The sequence below is a fragment of the Amycolatopsis sp. NPDC024027 genome (assembly GCF_040638975.1).
GTDB lineage: Bacteria > Actinomycetota > Actinomycetes > Mycobacteriales > Pseudonocardiaceae > Amycolatopsis.
Map to the genome: position 1 here is coordinate 78,387 of NZ_JBEZYY010000002.1, position 16,129 is coordinate 94,515.

14 protein-coding genes are annotated in these 16,129 nt (G+C 71.1%); 7 read left to right on the forward strand and 7 right to left on the reverse strand.

Annotated features, from left to right (window positions below):
* The first annotated feature begins 9 nt into the window (after positions 1-9).
* Positions 10-1,221, forward strand: a complete 1,212-nt coding sequence (thrS, locus tag AB0F52_RS05190; protein WP_360164769.1) for a threonine--tRNA ligase — start codon at positions 10-12, stop codon at positions 1,219-1,221.
* Positions 1,222-1,498: 277 nt separating this feature from the next.
* Here thrS and AB0F52_RS05195 read toward each other — a convergent pair whose 3' ends face one another.
* The 5 genes from AB0F52_RS05195 to AB0F52_RS05215 all read right to left on the reverse strand — a co-directional run bounded on the left by AB0F52_RS05195 (position 1,499) and on the right by AB0F52_RS05215 (position 6,465).
* Entirely contained in the window at positions 1,499-2,332 is an 834-nt protein-coding gene (locus AB0F52_RS05195; protein ID WP_360164771.1) for a MerR family transcriptional regulator, read from the reverse strand.
* A gap of 105 nt (positions 2,333-2,437) precedes the next feature.
* On the reverse strand, positions 2,438-3,265 hold the full coding sequence (locus AB0F52_RS05200) for an ABC transporter permease subunit (protein WP_360164773.1): 828 nt from the start codon (positions 3,263-3,265) through the stop codon (positions 2,438-2,440).
* Complete coding sequence (locus tag AB0F52_RS05205) at positions 3,262-4,155, reverse strand: sugar ABC transporter permease (RefSeq protein ID WP_360164775.1); 894 nt, start codon at positions 4,153-4,155, stop codon at positions 3,262-3,264. Before AB0F52_RS05205 ends, AB0F52_RS05200 begins: the two co-directional genes overlap by 4 nt.
* A 43-nt stretch (positions 4,156-4,198) precedes the next feature.
* The gene (locus AB0F52_RS05210) at positions 4,199-5,242 is read right to left on the reverse strand and encodes an ABC transporter ATP-binding protein (RefSeq protein WP_360164777.1); all 1,044 of its coding nucleotides are present in this window, start codon (positions 5,240-5,242) and stop codon (positions 4,199-4,201) included.
* Complete coding sequence (locus AB0F52_RS05215) at positions 5,239-6,465, reverse strand: extracellular solute-binding protein (protein WP_360164779.1); 1,227 nt, start codon at positions 6,463-6,465, stop codon at positions 5,239-5,241. Before AB0F52_RS05215 ends, AB0F52_RS05210 begins: the two co-directional genes overlap by 4 nt.
* 62 nt (positions 6,466-6,527) lie before the next feature.
* Here AB0F52_RS05215 and AB0F52_RS05220 point away from each other — a divergent pair, with 62 nt between their 5' ends.
* The 5 genes from AB0F52_RS05220 to lysA all read left to right on the forward strand — a co-directional run bounded on the left by AB0F52_RS05220 (position 6,528) and on the right by lysA (position 11,555).
* On the forward strand, positions 6,528-7,232 hold the full coding sequence (locus AB0F52_RS05220) for a GntR family transcriptional regulator (RefSeq protein WP_360166532.1): 705 nt from the start codon (positions 6,528-6,530) through the stop codon (positions 7,230-7,232).
* Positions 7,229-8,134, forward strand: coding sequence for a dihydrodipicolinate synthase family protein (locus AB0F52_RS05225; RefSeq protein ID WP_360164781.1), 906 nt, complete (start codon positions 7,229-7,231; stop codon positions 8,132-8,134). The genes AB0F52_RS05220 and AB0F52_RS05225 overlap by 4 nt, the downstream gene beginning before the upstream one ends.
* A gap of 507 nt (positions 8,135-8,641) precedes the next feature.
* Entirely contained in the window at positions 8,642-9,646 is a 1,005-nt protein-coding gene (locus AB0F52_RS05230; protein WP_360164783.1) for an acyl-CoA desaturase, read from the forward strand.
* On the forward strand, positions 9,643-9,825 hold the full coding sequence (locus AB0F52_RS05235) for an RGCVC family protein (RefSeq protein WP_360164785.1): 183 nt from the start codon (positions 9,643-9,645) through the stop codon (positions 9,823-9,825). The genes AB0F52_RS05230 and AB0F52_RS05235 overlap by 4 nt, the downstream gene beginning before the upstream one ends.
* 386 nt (positions 9,826-10,211) lie before the next feature.
* Positions 10,212-11,555 carry a diaminopimelate decarboxylase gene (gene lysA, locus AB0F52_RS05240; RefSeq protein WP_360164787.1) on the forward strand — a complete coding sequence of 448 codons (1,344 nt, stop codon included), beginning with the start codon at positions 10,212-10,214 and terminating at the stop codon, positions 11,553-11,555.
* On the opposite strand, the gene AB0F52_RS05245 is transcribed toward lysA, so the two are convergent.
* On the reverse strand, positions 11,533-13,098 hold the full coding sequence (locus AB0F52_RS05245) for an APC family permease (protein WP_360164789.1): 1,566 nt from the start codon (positions 13,096-13,098) through the stop codon (positions 11,533-11,535). The genes lysA and AB0F52_RS05245 overlap by 23 nt on opposite strands.
* Before the next feature lie 279 nt (positions 13,099-13,377).
* On the opposite strand from AB0F52_RS05245, the gene AB0F52_RS05250 reads away from it, so the two are divergent.
* On the forward strand, positions 13,378-13,854 hold the full coding sequence (locus AB0F52_RS05250) for an Lrp/AsnC family transcriptional regulator (protein ID WP_360164791.1): 477 nt from the start codon (positions 13,378-13,380) through the stop codon (positions 13,852-13,854).
* A gap of 42 nt (positions 13,855-13,896) precedes the next feature.
* Here the strand turns inward: AB0F52_RS05250 and helR are convergent, their stop codons facing one another.
* On the reverse strand, positions 13,897-16,104 hold the full coding sequence (helR, locus tag AB0F52_RS05255) for an RNA polymerase recycling motor ATPase HelR (RefSeq protein WP_360164793.1): 2,208 nt from the start codon (positions 16,102-16,104) through the stop codon (positions 13,897-13,899).
* Between the last annotated feature and the right edge of the window lie 25 nt (positions 16,105-16,129).

Genomic DNA, 16,129 nt, shown 5'->3' on the forward strand with positions numbered 1-16,129 from the left:
GGCTTCGTCTTGTGGTCTTCCGCCTCGCCGTCCACGAGGGAGTCCACGATGCACGACCACCGCAAGCTCGGCCGCGAACTCGGCCTGTTCGGCACCGATCCGCTGATCGGCGCCGGCCTGCCCTACTGGCTGCCCGACGGCGCGATCATCCGCCACAGCCTGGAGGAGTACGTCCGCGCCCTCGAACGGCGCGCGGGCTACCAGCACGTCCATTCGCCGGTGCTGGGCAAACGCGAGCTCTACGAGATCTCCGGGCACTGGTCGCACTACCGCGACGAGATGTACCCGCCCATGGACGTCGGCGGCGAGCAGCTCGTGCTGCGGCCGAGCCTGTGCCCGCACCACGCGCTGATCTACCGCTCGCGCGGCCGCAGCTACCGCGAGCTGCCGCTGCGGATGGCCGAAATCGGCGGGATGTACCGCAGCGAACTGTCCGGTGTGCTCGGCGGCCTGAGCCGGGTGCGCGCGATCCAGCTCAACGACGCGCACGTCTTCTGCCCCCTCGACCAGGTCGAAGCCGAGGCGGCGGCCGCGCTGGCCCTGATCCGGCGGGCTTACGACGCCCTCGGCATCAGTCCGGCGCGCTACCGGCTTTCCCTGCCCGGTCCCGGCGGGAAGTACGTACCCGGCAACTGGGCCGGCGCCGTGGAGATCCTGCGTTCGGTCCTCGACGGCCTCCCGTACGACGCGGTCGAGGGCGAAGCGGCGTTCTACGGACCGAAGATCGACGTCCAGATCGCCGACGGCGCGGGCCACGAGTCGACCCTGTCCACCGTCCAGGTCGACTTCCACCAGCCCGAGCGGTTCGGCCTCGAGTACGTCGGCGCGGACGGGGCGAAGCACCGCCCGGTCATGGTGCACCGGAGCATCATCGGCAGCGTCGAACGCGCGGTGGCCCAGCTGATCGAGGTCCACGGCGGCGCGTTCCCGGCTTGGCTGGCGCCCGTGCAGCTCCGCCTGCTGCCGGTGTCCGCGGCCGAAGTGCCGTACGCAAGGGAGGTCTTGGCCCGGTGCGGCGACGTGCGCGCGGAGATCGCATCGGAAGGCAGCCTCGGCGCGCGCATCCGGGACGGGCGACTGGTGCCGTACCAGGCCGTGATCGGCCCGCAGGAGGTCGCGGCGGGGCAGCTTTCCGTGCGGCTGCGTGATGGACGCCGGCTCGACGCGGCTGGTGCGGAAGAGGTCCTTGCGCGGATCGGGGCGGAGGTCAGGAGGCCGTAGCGGAGGTCAGCCAAACGAACGGCGGCGCCGGGCCGGGCCGGGCCGGGCCGAGGAGCCACGGCCACGGCCAGCCAAGCGAGCGGCGGCGCCGGGTCGAGTCAGGAAGCCACAGCTGCGGTCAGCCAGGCGAGTGGGGCGAGCGCCCGCTTCAGACCCCAGGCGTGGCCAGGAAGCCGCAGCCGCGCTCAGCAAGGCGAGCACCGGGTCCGGGGGGGCCACGGCTGCGGTCAGCCAGGCGAGCAGGGCGAGCGCCGCGGCAGGCCCCACGCCCCAGGGGTCAGGAAGCCACAGCCGCGGTCAGCCAGTCGAGCGCCGGCGTCAGGCTCTCCGGAGCCGCCCAGCCGTTGATCACCGCGAGCAGTTCCAGATACCGCTCGCGGCGCGGATCGTGCACCACGCCGAGCCATTCCCGCAGCTCGGCGGGGTCGCGGCCGAGGCCGTCGACGATCGCCGCGGCCTGCGGCGAGCCCGGGTCGACCCCGGCCGCCAGTGCCGGCTGGACAGCGTCGCGCACCTCGGCGGCCAGGTCGCGACGCAGACCGATTTCGTGCTGGTCGGCGAGGCGGCGGAGGGCGGCGCGGAAGTCGCCGTCCCGGGTCAGCGCGGCCAGCTCGATCCAGGCGTCGAGCTGGCCGGGAGCCGGGTCCTCGGGGAGCTCCGGGGTCAGCGTGCGGGCGATCCCGGCGAGCTCGGGGCGGTCGCCCAGCGCGTCGGCGAGGAAGTCGCTGATGCACTCCATTTCGGACAGTCGAGCCAGTTCGTGCACGAGTCTCGTCTCCTCGGTGGTCGAGCCGCGGGCGGCGACGGCCGTCCACACCGCCTGCCGCAGGCGCAGCACGCGGATCTCCGTTTCCAGGGCCTCGGCGTGCGTCGCCGCGACGTCGGCGATGGGCGCTTCCCCGTCGACGATCCGGCGGATCACGGCGAGGCCGAGCCCGAGGTCGCGGAGGGTGCGGACGAGGTCGAGCCGGGCGAGCGCGGCCTCGTCGTACCGGCGGTGACCTGCGGTGTTGCGGCCGGACGGCGGTACGAGGCCGTGGTCGGAGTAAAAGCGGACGGCCTTGATCGTCAGCCCGGTCCGGCGGGCCAGGTCGCCGATCGAATAGCGCATGCCCGTCAGCCTGACACCTCCCCTCAGGGGAGGCACAAGGGTCAAATTCGCCCGATCGTGTCGATCAGGTGTTCGACTTTTCGCGGTAAAGTCGAGCACACGAGCTCAGGTTTCCTCCCGGATCCGGGTCACCAGCTGGGTCGGGTTCACGAACCGCAACGCGACGAGAAGGAGCACGAGCATGGAAGCGGTGTAGATGGTCGCCATGGCGTCGACGGACTGGTTGGCGCGGATGCCCGCGGCGAACACGGAGTTGTAGAGCGCCACCACGAGGGTCGTCGAGTCCGGGCCGGCGGTGAGGAACGTCAGCTCGAACATGCCGACCGTGCGCACCAGCACCAGGATCGACGCGGCCAGGATGCCCGGCAGCAGCAGCGGGCCGAGGATGCGGGTGAACACCGAGACGGTCCGCGCGCCGGACATGCGGGCCGCGGCCTCGATCTTCGGGTCGATCTGCTCGATGAACGGCGTCATCGTCAGCACGACGAACGGCACCGAGGGCACCAGGTTGGCCAGGATGACGCCGGTGATCGTGCCGGCCAGGTGGAACTTGTAGAGCACGGTGGCCAGCGGGATGCCGTAGGTGATGGGAGGGATCAGGATCGGCAGCACGAACAGCAGCATCACCAGGCGCTTGCCGGGGAACGAGCGGCGGGCCAGCGCGTAGGCGGCCGGGACGCCGACAGCCACCGACACGGCGATCACCACGAGCGCGACGATCGCCGTCGTGAGGAGGACGTCCGACAGGCCGAACTCGCGCCAGGCGTCGGCGTACCAGTGGGTGGTGAAGCCGTCCGGGAGCCAGGTGCCGAACCACTGCTTGCCGAACGAGTCGACGACCACCGAGAGCACCACGCCCGCGAGGTTGACGAAGAAGAACACGACGACGGCCCAGACGACCCAACGTCCGGGACGCGCGACCCAACCGGTCATCCCTTGCCTCCGGTCGCTCCGCGGTACAGCGTGCCGCGCCACGCCATGACCAGGCCGATCACGATCAGCATGACCACCGCCATGAGCATCGCGACGGCCGAGCCCATCGAGTAGTCGTACTCCTCGAACGCGGCGTGGTAGGCGGCGATCGAGATGACCCGGGTCTCGTTCGCGGGGTCGCCGACGAGCTGGGCCGAAGGGAACACCGAGAAGGCCATGACGAACGAAAGGCAGAAGGTGATCGCCAGACCGGGAGCCAGCAGGGGCAGCGTGATGCGCCGGAAGCGCTGGACGCCGTTCGCGCCGAGCGTCGCGGCCGCTTTCTCCAGGGAGGGGTCGATGCCCGAGAGGTAGGACAACGTCAGCAGGAAGGAGAACGGGAAGCCGGTGATCACCAGCGACAGCAGCACGCCGGTGTAGTTGTGGATCAGCGGGAGCGGCTGGTCGGTGACGCCGAGGACGGTGAGCACCTTGTTCAGCCAGCCCGCCGGCCCGCCGTACATGATCAGGCCCTGCGCGGTGAGCACCGTGCCGAGCGTGATCGGCACGACCAGGATCGTCGTCAGGAGGCGCTTGCCGCGGACGCGGCCGCGCATCACGTAGGCGATCGGGATGCTGGCGAGCACGTTGATGAAGGTCGCCGGGAGTGCGATGCCGAGCGTCGTCCAGACGGTGTCGCGCAGGTAGGGGTCGCCGAAGAACCGGGCGTAGTTCGCGAAGACACCGCCCTTGCGCGGCGCGAACGACAGTTGGAGGCCGTAGAGGAAGGGGTACAGGAACAGGCAGGCAGTCACCAGCAGGCCGGGCACCAGGAGCAGCAGGGTGCGATCGATGCCGCGTTCGGCCAGGCGGTGCCGCAGCGCGGGCCGGGCGGTCGCCACGGCGGTCATGGCGCCACCTCCGCGCCCCGAGCGGCATGGACCGTCGCCGCGGTCATGGCGCGAACACCAGGACCCGTTCGGCGGGGACACCGATCTTGACGGTATCCCCGGGCGCGAGGCGCTTGTCCGTCCGGAAGTAGACCGGCACCCCGGTCTCCAGCCGGGCCGAGACCGACAGCTCGCGGCCGTGGTACTCGACGATCTCGACCGTCACGTCGAGGGCGTTCTCCGTGCCGTCGCCGACGACGAAGTCCTCCGGGCGGATCGCCACCTTCGCCGGGCCCTCGGTGAGCGTGCCGCGGCCGGCGAGGCGGACTCCCGCGCCCTCCACGGTGACCGACGAGCCCGCCGTGCCGGTGACCGTCACGTCCAGGAGGTTGCGGTAGCCCATGAAGGACGCGACGTAGCTGTTCACCGGCTGGGCGTACACCTCCTCCGGGGTGCCGATCTGCTGCACAGCGCCCTCGCGCAGCACCACCAAGCGGTCGGCCAGCGACAGGGCCTCCTCTTGGTCGTGGGTGACGTACACCGTGGTCAGGCCGAGTGTCTGGTGGAGGCGGCGGATCTCCATCCGCATCTCGAGCCGGAGTTTCGCGTCCAAATTGGACAACGGCTCGTCCATCAGGACGACCGGTGGCTCCAGCACCACGGCGCGGGCGATGGCGACGCGCTGTTGCTGCCCACCGGACAGCTGCGCGGGGAACTTCGCCGCGTGCTCGGTCAGCTGCACCAGGCGAAGCGCTTCGTCGACGCGCCGGCGAGCCTCGGCGCGGCCGACCTTGCGCATCTTGAGGCCGAACCCCACGTTGGCGCGGACGGACATGTGCGGGAACAGCGCGTAGTTCTGGAACACCATCCCGAACCCGCGCTGCTCCGGGGGCCGCCCGTCGATGCGGGTGTCGTCGAGCCAGATGCTGCCCGCGGTCAGGGGAAGCAGGCCGGCCAGGCAGTTCAGCGCCGTCGACTTGCCGCAGCCGGACGGGCCGAGCAGGGCCACGAACTCGCCGCGCGTGATGGCGAGGTCGAGGCCGCGCAGGGCGTTCGCGGTGCCGAAGCTGCGCGAGACGCCGTCCAGCCGCAGTTGCCCGAACGTCACTTCTTGCCGACCTTCGAGCCGCCGACCAGCTGGTTCCACTTGTCGAACGCCTTGACCTGCTGTTCGGCGGGCAGCGAGGTCTCCTTGGGGTACTGGGCGATCCACTGCTCGTACTCCGGGCGTCCGAACTGCTTGATCGTGTCCTGGCTCTTCTGCGGCGCCATCTGCAGGGTGACGTCCTTGACCGCGGGGCCGGGGTAGAAGTACCCGTCGTCATAGGCGATCGCCTGCTGGTCCGGCTTGAGCATCCACGCGATCAGCTGCAGGATCGCCGACTCCTGGTCGGGCGAGAGCCCTTTCGGAATCAGGGCGTACTGGGCGTCGGTGACCCAGTGCATCGGCTGCATGATCGCCGTCTTGACTGTGTTGGGCACGGTGCCGAGCTTGCGCGGGTTGATGTCCCAGCCCGTGGTCGACGTGATCATGTCCACCGCCCCGGACGCGAGGTTCTTCATCGTCTCCGTGGTGCCCGACGGGTAGTACTTCACGTACTTGCCGAGCTCCTGCAGGAACGCCCAGGTCTTGTCCCAGCCCTTGTCCGGGTCCTTCGGGTCCTTGTCGCCGAGCAGGTACGGCAGGCCCATCAGGAACGTCCGGCCGGGGCCGGAGTTCGACGGCTGGGCGTACTGGAACTTCTCCGGGTGCGCCTTCGCCCAGTCGAGCAGCTCCTGCGGGGACGCCGGTGCGGCGGGCACCGCACCGGGGTTGAACTCCAGGAGCGGGCCCGACGGGTAGTAGACGACCTCGACGCCGTAGCCGTTGGCCAGCTCCTGCATCTTGGCCGCCGGCTCGAGGTAGTTCTGCATCAGGTTCGGGAACCGGCCCGAAAAGTCGGGCAGGAGCTTCGCCAGGGTGCCGTTCGCGATGCCGGCGGAGAGGCCGTCGGTTCCACTCAGCACCAGGTGGGTCTGGGCGACCCCGCCGTCTTGCTCGGCCTTCAGCTTGCCCGCCATGCTCGGTGCGGGCGCCGTCGAATAGGTGACCTTCGCGAGGACCTCGGGGTGCGCGGCCTTGAAGTTCTCGATCATCTGCTTGGTGAGCTGCAGGTTGCCCGCGACGTCGAGGATGTTCAGCTCGACGGGCTTGCCCGGCTTGTCGGGCACGGCCTGGGGGTTCGCCGCCTGGCCGCCGTCGCCGCCGGGCGCGCCGCAGGCCACCAGACCGGCGGCGAGACCCATCGCCAGCAACGCTCGTCGGAATCGGAAGCCGGTGCAACGCTGCATGGCTGCTCCCTAGGTCCGTGATAATGTTGTATGTCGCATCGTATATCAGATCGGACATGCCAGTGGCGAGCACTTCTTCGGCCCGGAGGCCGCCGCCGCCCGTCTCGCGGACGGATTTCGTGCGTGACGCGATCAAGGAAGCGATCTTGAGCGGGGAGTTCGGGCCCGGCGAAACGCTCGTCGAAGCCGAGGTCGGCGCCCTGCTGGGAGTGTCGAAGACACCGGTGCGCGAGGCCCTGCGGATCCTGGCGGGTTCCGGTTTGGTCACGATGAGCACGTACAAGGGGGCCGCGGTCCGCGTCATGGACGCCGAGAGCGCGTACGCGGTCTATGACCTGCGGGCGCTGCTGGAGCCCGAAGCCGTCCGGCGGGCGGTCGAGCGGGGCGCGGACTTCGGCGAAGCGCGGCAGGTGCTGGCCGGGGTCGAGACCGGCGCGGCCGCCGGCGACCGCGCGAAGGCCAGCCTGGCGAACCGCCTGTTCCACCGGGCGCTCTACGCCGGGTGCGGGAACCCGCTGCTGGTCGAGGTCCTCGACGGGCTGCGCGACCAGGCCGCGCTGATCACCGTCACCGGCTGGGGCATCAGCCCCACCTGGCAGGGCGAAGCGGCCGAACACCGGGCGATCCTGAACGCCGCCGAGAGCGGCAACGCCCGGCAGACCGAGCACCTGCTGCGCCAGCACATCACCGATTTCATCGACCGGGTCGCCTTCGGGCTGCCCGGCGAACGCACCACCGAGACCGGCGATCCGAAGGGGGCCCGATGACGTTCGAGGAGCAGAGGCGGCGGCTGTCGGGGGTGGTGGCCATCCCGGTCACGCCGTTCGACGCCGAGGGCGCCGTCGACGGCCAGACGTACGCGAAGCTGGTGGACCGGCTGATCACCGGCGGCATCGAGGTCGTGACGCCGAACGGCAACACCGGTGAGTTCTACGCCCTCGACGCGAGCGAAGCGCGGCAATGCCTCGAGGTCACCGTCGAAGCCGCGGCGGGCCGGGCGAGCGTGCTCGCCGGGATCGGCCACGACGTCGCGTCGGCGACGCGGGCCGCGGCTCACGCGCGGGACACCGGGGCCGACATGATCATGATCCACCAGCCGGTGCACCCGTACATCTCCGGCGACGGCTGGGTCGACTACCACGCGACGATCGCCGCGGCGGTGCCGGAACTCGGCGTCGTGCTCTACGTCCGCAACCCGGCGATCGCCGGTGAGCAGCTGCGCGCGCTCGGGGAGGCGGCGCCGAACGTCATCGGGGTGAAGTACGCGGTGCCGGACCCGGTGCGGTTCGGCTCGGTCGCCCGGGACGCGGGCTTCGACCGGTTCGTGTGGATCGCGGGACTGGCGGAGCTCTCGGCACCCGGCTATTTCGCCGTCGGCGCCACCGGCTTCACGTCCGGGCTGGTGAACGTCGACCCGGCGATCTCGCTGGAGATGGTCCACGCACTGTCCACAGGGGACTACCCGGCGGCGATGACCGTCTGGGAGCGGATCCGGCCGTTCGAAGAACTCCGGGCCGCCAACGGGAACGCCAACAACGTCAGTGTGGTCAAGGACGCGCTGGGCCAGCTGGGACTGTGCCGCCCGGACGTCCGCCCGCCGAGCCGGCTGCTGACCGGCGCCGAACGGGAACAGCTCTCCGGACTGCTTTCCTCGTGGGGCCTCTTGTGAATGGCGGCTCGTCGGCGGGTCGGGGGGCGGCGACACTGCCGAACCCCGGCTCGTCGACGAGCCGCCCGCTGACAGGAGTCTCCGGGACACGAACCTCGTTGTAGCAACCTGATTGGGCGCCCCGGGCGTCACTCTGCGCGACTGCGGGCGGCTGCTCGCCGGTCGAACGGCCGGCACGGCTGCGAGACGAACGGGTTCACGAACCCGGCTGCGACTCCTGTCTCCGGCCAGGCGAACCGGCCGGAAGGCCTCGGGTGTGTGGTAGATCACCGTCATCCCGATGTGGCTGACTGTACACCTCTTCGGCGGTCAGCGGGGAATTGCCAACGAGAGCGCCGGGTGGGAGGCTGTGGGGAGGACGCGGTACCACCGCGACCAGGCCCCAGTGCCCTTTCCCGAACCGGACCCAGACCCCGTCAGGGCTGGAAACCGTTGCTGGACAAGCCGTTACGACTTAACCAGAGCGGTGCGCCGATGACTCCTACGCAAATTTCGGATACTCCCGCGATGCCCGGCAGTGACTTCGCCGAGCTGTCGCGGCTCATCAAGGACGCGGGATTGCTGCGCCGCCGCCGCCGCTACTACGGCGTGCGGATCGGGCTGAACCTCGCCGCGTTCGGCGGCGGCTGGGTCGCCTTCGTCTACCTCGGTGACTCCTGGTGGCAGCTGTTCCTCGCCGCGTTCTTCGCGATGGTCTTCGCGCAGCTGGCGTTCATCGGCCACGACGCCGGGCACAAGCAGATCTTCCAGAGCCGCAAGGCGAACGACGCCACCGGCTTGGTCCACGGTGGACTCACCGGGTTGAGCTACGGCTGGTGGATCGGCACGCACGCACGGCACCACGCCAATCCCAACCACGAAGACGAGGACCCGGACGTCGACATCGCCGCGCTCGCGTTCAGCAAGGCGCAGAGTGCGCAGAAGCGCGGTTTCCTGCGCTGGGTGGCGAAGTACCAGGCCTTCCTCTTCTTCCCGCTGCTCCTGCTCGAAGGTCTCAACCTGCACGTCTCGAGCGTGAAAGCCGTGTGGCGCGGGGACGTCCGCAAGCACAAGCTGGAGTCCGCGCTGCTGATCGCGCACCTCGTGGCCTACCTCGCCGCGGTGTTCATCGTGCTGTCGCCGCTGACCGGGATCATCTTCGTGCTGGTGCACCAGTTCCTGTGGGGGCTGTACATGGGCTGCTCGTTCGCGCCCAACCACAAGGGCATGGAAATGCTGGCGGCCGGGCACAAGCTCGACTTCCTGCGCAAGCAGGTGCTGACCTCGCGCAACATCCGCGGCGGCCCGGTGACCGACTTCGCCCTCGGCGGGCTGAACTACCAGATCGAGCACCACCTGTTCCCGAGCATGGCCCGGCCGAACCTCAAGCACGCGCAGGTGATCGTCCGGGACTTCTGCGCCCGGCACGAGATCTCCTACGCCGAGTGCGGCTGGGCCCGCTCGTACGGGTACGTGCTGCAGCACCTCCACGCGGTGAGCGAGCCCCTGCGGACGGCGAAGGTGGCAGCGTGACGGCCCCGGTGCCCGACGCGCCGGAGGTCTCCCGCAACGGCACGCAGTGCCCGAGCTGCCCGCACCCCCTCGGCACGCACGACGCGATCGCCCGCCGCTACTGCGCCGCCACGACGGCCGGCCAGGGAGCCGACCGCGGCTGCGTGTGCGGCTCGGCGGCGGACCACCAGGCCTCCTGACCGAACCCGGCCGACGCGGGGCCGGCGCACGATGCGCGCCGCCCCGGGCCGGTCGGCTCGCGGCCGCGCCCGGTGCAGCTGCGCATCACCGGGTGCTCGTCCTCGGGAATCGCTCGGTCCGCGACCCGGCAGGCAGCCGAACCAACCCAGCCGCCGGATCCCGCTCGGCAGCACAGCGGGCGCGCCGAACGCACCCCGACCACCCATCCCGGGCCCAGCAGCCGCTCTGCGCAGGTCAGCCGTGCTGTGGCCGATGTTACTCGCGCGTTAACAAGGCGTCAGCGAGCGCCCGGAAGCCGTCAGGACGGCATTCACGGGTGATCTCCGACGGCGCCCGCGGGGGTGTCCTGGCGACATCCGATCCGCCGTGATGCCCGGAGGCACCCGTGACGCTCAGTGAGCTTCTTCCCAGCCTCGGCTGCGAAGCCGCCGATCACCTCGAGCCAGGAGTCTGGCCGCGAAGTACCCGAATCGGCGAAGACGGCGAGCTGCTCTTCGCCGGCGCGCCCGTCAGCCACCTCGCCGCCCGCTTCGGGACGCCGTCCTACCTCATCGACGAACAGCAGGTCCGCGACACCGCACGCGAGTACCGCGAAGCGCTGCCGGACGTCGAAGTCGCGTACGCCAGCAAGGCCCTCTGTACGCGAGCCGTACTGCGTTGGGTCGCCGAAGAGGGGTTGTCACTCGACACCTGTTCCGCCGGTGAGATCGCCGTCGCGCGTTCGGTCGGCTTCCCCGCGGAGCGCATGCTGCTGCACGGCAATGCGAAGACGCCTGAAGACCTCAAGGCCGCGCTCGGCTACGGCGTCCGGCGGATCGTCGTCGACTCGCTCGACGAGATCGAGCAGCTCGGCGCGCTCGCCCACGGCGCTCAGCAGGTGATGATCCGGGTGACGCCCGGCGTCACGGCCGGGGCGCACACCGCCATCAGCACCGGCACCGAAGGCCAGAAATTCGGCTTCTCGCTCCTCGACGGCGTTCCCGACAACGTCGACGCCGCCGTCGAGGCCGTGAAACGGCAACCCGGGTTGCGGCTTCAGGGCCTGCACTGCCACATCGGCTCCCAGGTGACCAGAATCGACCGGTACGAGGCAGCCGCGCGGCGGATGGCCGAGGTGCTCGTCCGGATCCGCGACACCCACGGCGTCACGCTGCGGGAGCTCGATCTCGGCGGCGGGCACGCGGTGCCGTACGTCGGCGGCGAGCCCGCGTTCGACCTCGGCGGCTACTCGCGGCGCCTGCGCGTCGCGCTCGCCTACGAATGCGCGGCACACCGCTTTCCCCTGCCCCGCCTGACGATCGAGCCCGGCCGCGCGATCGTCGGGCCCGCCGGGATCACCGTCTACCGCGTCTGCGCGGTCAAGCGCGGCAGCCGCACGTTCGTCGCGGTCGACGGCGGCATGAGCGACAACGCCCGGCCGTCCCTCTACGGCGCCCGGTACACCACACGCCTGGTGGGACGGCGTTCGACGGCGAAGCGCGTCCCGATGACCGTGGTCGGCAGGCACTGCGAAGCCGGTGACGTCCTCGCCGACGGCATCAGCCTGCCCGCCGACCTGCACGCGGGCGACCTCCTGGCCGTGCCGTGCACCGGCGCGTACCACCACTCGCTGGCGTCGAACTACAACCAGGTCGGCCGCCCGCCGCTGGTCGGCGTGCGGGACGGTGTCGCGACGCTGCTGGTGCGCCGCGAAACCGAGGAAGACCTCAGCCGACGCGATCTGAGCTGACGACGCTGACCGTGCTGACCATGCTGTCGTCGCCGCGCGGCACGAACCCGCGCGGCAGGCGGCGGCCGGCGAAGAAGCCGCGGCAGGCCCGGTGGACCGCGAACATCAGCGGCACCCCGAGCACGATCGACACCACGCCGATCACCGCGACGCCGCCGATGCCGAACACCGTCGTCTCGCCCGCGTCCGGCCGCGCGTACTCGATCAGCGCGAACACCAGCACGGCCAGGAAGAACACGCCGCCGGTGAACGGCAGCAGCCCGCGCAGCACGAAGTTGCGGACGCTCGCGAACAGCGTCCGGCGGAACACCCACACGCAGGCCAGCGCCGTCATCGTGTACTCGATGGCGATGGTCAGCCCGACCGCGTCCACCGAGTCCGCCAGCACGTGGTCGCTGACCAGCGCGAGGAGCACGTACACGGCCAGCGACACCAGCCCGAACGCCCAGGTCGCCACCGTCGGTGTCCGGAACCGCGGGTGCACGCGGCCGAAGAACCGCGGCAGGGCACCGTGACTGGCCATCGACAGCGTCGTGCGCGCCGCCGGCATGATCGTCGCCTGGCTGGTGGCCGCGCCGCTGGTCAGCACGGAAACGATCAGGAGCACGCCGAGGACCTTGCCGCCTCCGCCGTCGCCGAACACCGCGCCGCCCAGGCCGGCCAGGACGTCCTCGGAGTTGGTCTCGTTCGCCAGGCCGATCCCGTCGGCGCCGATCCCGGCGAAGGCCAGCGCGGCGACCGTCACGAGCAGGTAGTTCAGCACCAGCAACACCGTCGACAGCACGGCGGCGCGACCCGGCGCGTGCCGCGGATCGGCGGACTCCTCGTTGACCGACAGCGAGCTTTCCCAGCCCCAGTAGATGAACACGGCCAGCAGCACCGCCGAAACCGCGGTCCCGGCGGAAACCCCGCCCGGCCACAGCCAGTCCAGCCGCGGCAGCGACGCCTGCGGCCCGGCCGTGCCGTCGAAGACGCGGACCAGCGCGACGGCCGAGAAGAGCACCAGGACGGCGAGTTCGACGCCGAGCAGGATCCACTGCGCCCGCGCGGACACCTCGATGCCGCGGTGGCAGAGCCAGCACAGCGCCAGCAGCCAGGCGGCGCCGATCGCCGTCGTCACCCACCGGTTGTCCGCCGCTGCGGACGCGCCGAAGAGCAGCAGCGTGTACCGGCCGGTGAGCGCGGACTGGCTGCTCATCACCAGCAGCTGCGCGACCGTGACGACCCAGCCGGTGAACCACCCGGCGTGCGGGCCGAACGCGCGGGCCGCCCAGGTGAAGTTGGTGCCGCAGTCGGGTTCCGCGGTGTTCAGCTCGCGGAAGGCGAAGGCGACGAACAGCACCGGCACGAAGGAAAGCAGCACGAACGCGGCCGCCTTGAACCCGGTGCCCGCCAGCACGATCAGCCCGAGCGTGGCCGCGATGGAGTACGCCGGCGCGGTCGACGACATCCCGATGACCATCGACGACACCATGCCCAGCGCGCCGCCGCGCAGTCCCTTCGCGGGAACGGCGGGGGCGCCGAGCGCCACGGCCTCCGACATGCGGGGATCCTCCTGGGGTGCCGGGAAATGGGGGTTGCCGGTACGACCGGGCGGCCAGACGCTACCCGGCGTGGGCGGGTGCGCGCGTCCGGCTGTGCGCGGGCGCACAAAACCGCCTCGGAAAGCCTTGCCGATTTCGGCTTCGACCACCGATTCCTCGGCTGAGCGCGGCGTGCACGTCGAATCGCGCGAAGCTGACGCAGAGGGCTCGCTTTCTCCGCAGGTCTCGATACGCTGCGCACTTGACAAATCACATGCCGAAACACAGGGAGGGACGGCATGGGTGACGAAACACGTGCGCGCGCGCTGGACAATACGGACAGAGCACTGATCGACCTGCTCCAGAAGGACGGCCGGGCCTCGTTCACCGCGCTCGCCAAGGCGGTCGGGCTTTCGGAGGGAGCGGTCCGCCAGCGCGTGCAGCGGTTGCTGCGCGACGACCTGATGCAGATCGTCGCGGTGACCGACCCCGCCAACGTGGACCTGACGCGCCAGGCCATGGTCGGCATCAACGTCGACGGCGTCGATCCCCGGGAAGTCGCGGACAAGCTGGCCGAGCTGACGAACGTGCACTACGTCGTGCTGTGCGCCGGGCGCTACGACCTGCTGGCCGAACTGGTCTGCCGGGACGACGACCACATGCTCGACGTGCTCGGCGAAGAGATCCGCAAGATCCCGGGCGTGTCCGGGACCGAGCTGTTCGTGTACCTGAAGCTGGCCAAGCAGAACTACTCCTGGGGCCGGCTCACGGCGTAGCGGCCGGGGATGACGGGCGCCGCCGCCCGCCACCCCCGTTCCCTACTGGAACCGCCGGTGCCCGGCCTTGGCGGGCACCCCGGCCTCGGCGAGGCCGGTCAGCGCCACCGGGAGCGGATCCCGGTGCAGCACCCCGAGGCGCTGCGTGGCGCGCGTGAGCGCGACGTAGAGCTCCGCCGCGCCACGCGGGCCCGCGGCCAGGATCCGCTCCGGCTCGACAACGAGCACGGCGTCGAACTCCAGTCCCTTGGCCGCCGCGGCCGGGATCGTTCCCGGCACCCCCGGCGGCCCGAGCACGACGCTGGTGCCTTCGCGGCCGGCCTCGTCGCGGACGAAGTCGTCGATGGCGTCGGACAGCTCGTCGGCCGTCACTCGTCTGGACCATGGCCGGACCCCGCACGCGCGCACCGATTCCGGCGGCCGCACGGCCGGCGCGAACCGCGCCAGCAGCGCGGCCGCGACGGTCATGATCTCCGCCGGGGTCCGGTAGTTCACGGTCAGCTCGCGGTACAGCCAGCGGTCGCCGACGTACGGCGTGAGCACCGGCCCCCACGCCGTCGCCCCGGCCGCCGAGCGGCGCTGGGCGAGGTCCCCGACGATCGTGAAGGAGCGGCTGGGGCAGCGCCGCATCAGCACCCGCCAGTCCATTTCGGACAGTTCCTGGGCCTCGTCGACGACGACGTGCCCGTACGTCCAGTCGCGGTCCGCGGCCGCCCGCTCGGCCAGGTCGCGCGTGTCGCGCTCGGTGAACCGCCCGGCCAGCACGTCGGCGTCGAGCAGGTCCTCGGCGACCAGTGCGACGTCCTCGTCCAGCTCCTCGGCGTCCAGCTTCAGGAGGTCCATGACGCCGGAGGCGTACTCGGCCTCGGCTTCCGCCCGCCGGCGCGCGGCGGCGCGATCCTCGGCCTCGTCCCGGCCCAGCAGGTCGGCCAGCTCGTCGAGCAGCGGCACGTCCGACACCGTCCAGGCCGCGCCGTCCGCGCGGAACAACGCCGGATCGGCCCCGGCGGCCGCGAGCCGGCGCGGAGACTCGTACAGCGGCGCCAGCAACGTCTCCGGCGTCAGGTACGGCCACAGCTCGTCGAGGGCGGTCTCGAAAGTTTCGTGTTCCGCGAGCTCGTCGAGGACCTCCGCCCGCAGGTCCGCCCACAACCCGCGGTCCGCCCGAGTCAGCCAGCCTTCGCCGATCTTCGCCACGCCGCGCTCGGCGACCAGCGCCACGACGCGCTCGCGGAAGACCACCCGGGCTTCGTTGTGCGGCAGCCCGGTCCCGCGCGCCTCGAGCCGGGCCTGGGCCACGAGTCCGGCATCGAGCTCCACGGTGACGTCGCCGAGGTCGATCGACACCGGCTCACCGGGCACCTGCTGGCGATCGGCGACCGCGGTGGCCAGCACGTCGAGGATCTCGAGCGATCCCTTCAGCCGCGCCACTTCCGGCCGGTCCTCGGCCGTGACGTGCAACCCGGGCACCAGGTCGCCGGTGGTCGAGAAGACGACGTCCGTCTCGCCGAGCGACGGCAGCACGCGGCCGATGTGGTCGAGGAACAGCGGGCTCGGCCCGACCACGAGCACGCCGCTGCGCGACATCCGCGCACGCCGGGTGTAGAGCAGGTACGCCACCCGGTGCAGGGCGACGGCCGTCTTGCCGGTGCCGGGGCCGCCTTCGACCACCAGCACCCCCGCGTGGCCGAGGCGGATGATCTCGTCCTGCTCGGCCTGGATCGTCGCGACGATGTCCCGCAGGCCCTCGCCGCGAGGCGCGTTGACGGCCGCGAGCAGGGCCGCGTCCCCGCGTTCGGTGTCGCCCGGCAGGCCCAGCAGCACTTCGTCGGTGAAATCGAGGACCCGGCGGCCCATCGTGTGGAACTGACGGCGGCGGCGCAGGTTTTCCGGCCGCGCCGCCGTGGCCACGTAGAACGGCCGCGCGGCCGGCGCCCGCCAATCCAGCAGGAACGGTTCGTAGTCGTTTTCGGCGTCGAAGAGACCGACCCGGCCGACATAGCTGGTTTCGCCCGAAAGGGCGTCCAACCGGCCGAAGCACAGCCCGTTGTCGGCGACGTCCAGCCGGGCCGCCTCCCGCGACCGGCAGCGGACGTCGTCCTCCCGTTCCCCCGGCGTCACTTCGGTTTGCCCGAGTGCACCGTGGTACCGGGCCTGCGCCGCCGCGCGCTCGCGGTCGAGCCGCTCGTACAGCGCGGCGACGTAGGCCCGTTCTTCCCGCAATTCCTCGTCGTACCCCTGGTTTGACAAGTTCCCCTCACAGCGGTTAGACTCT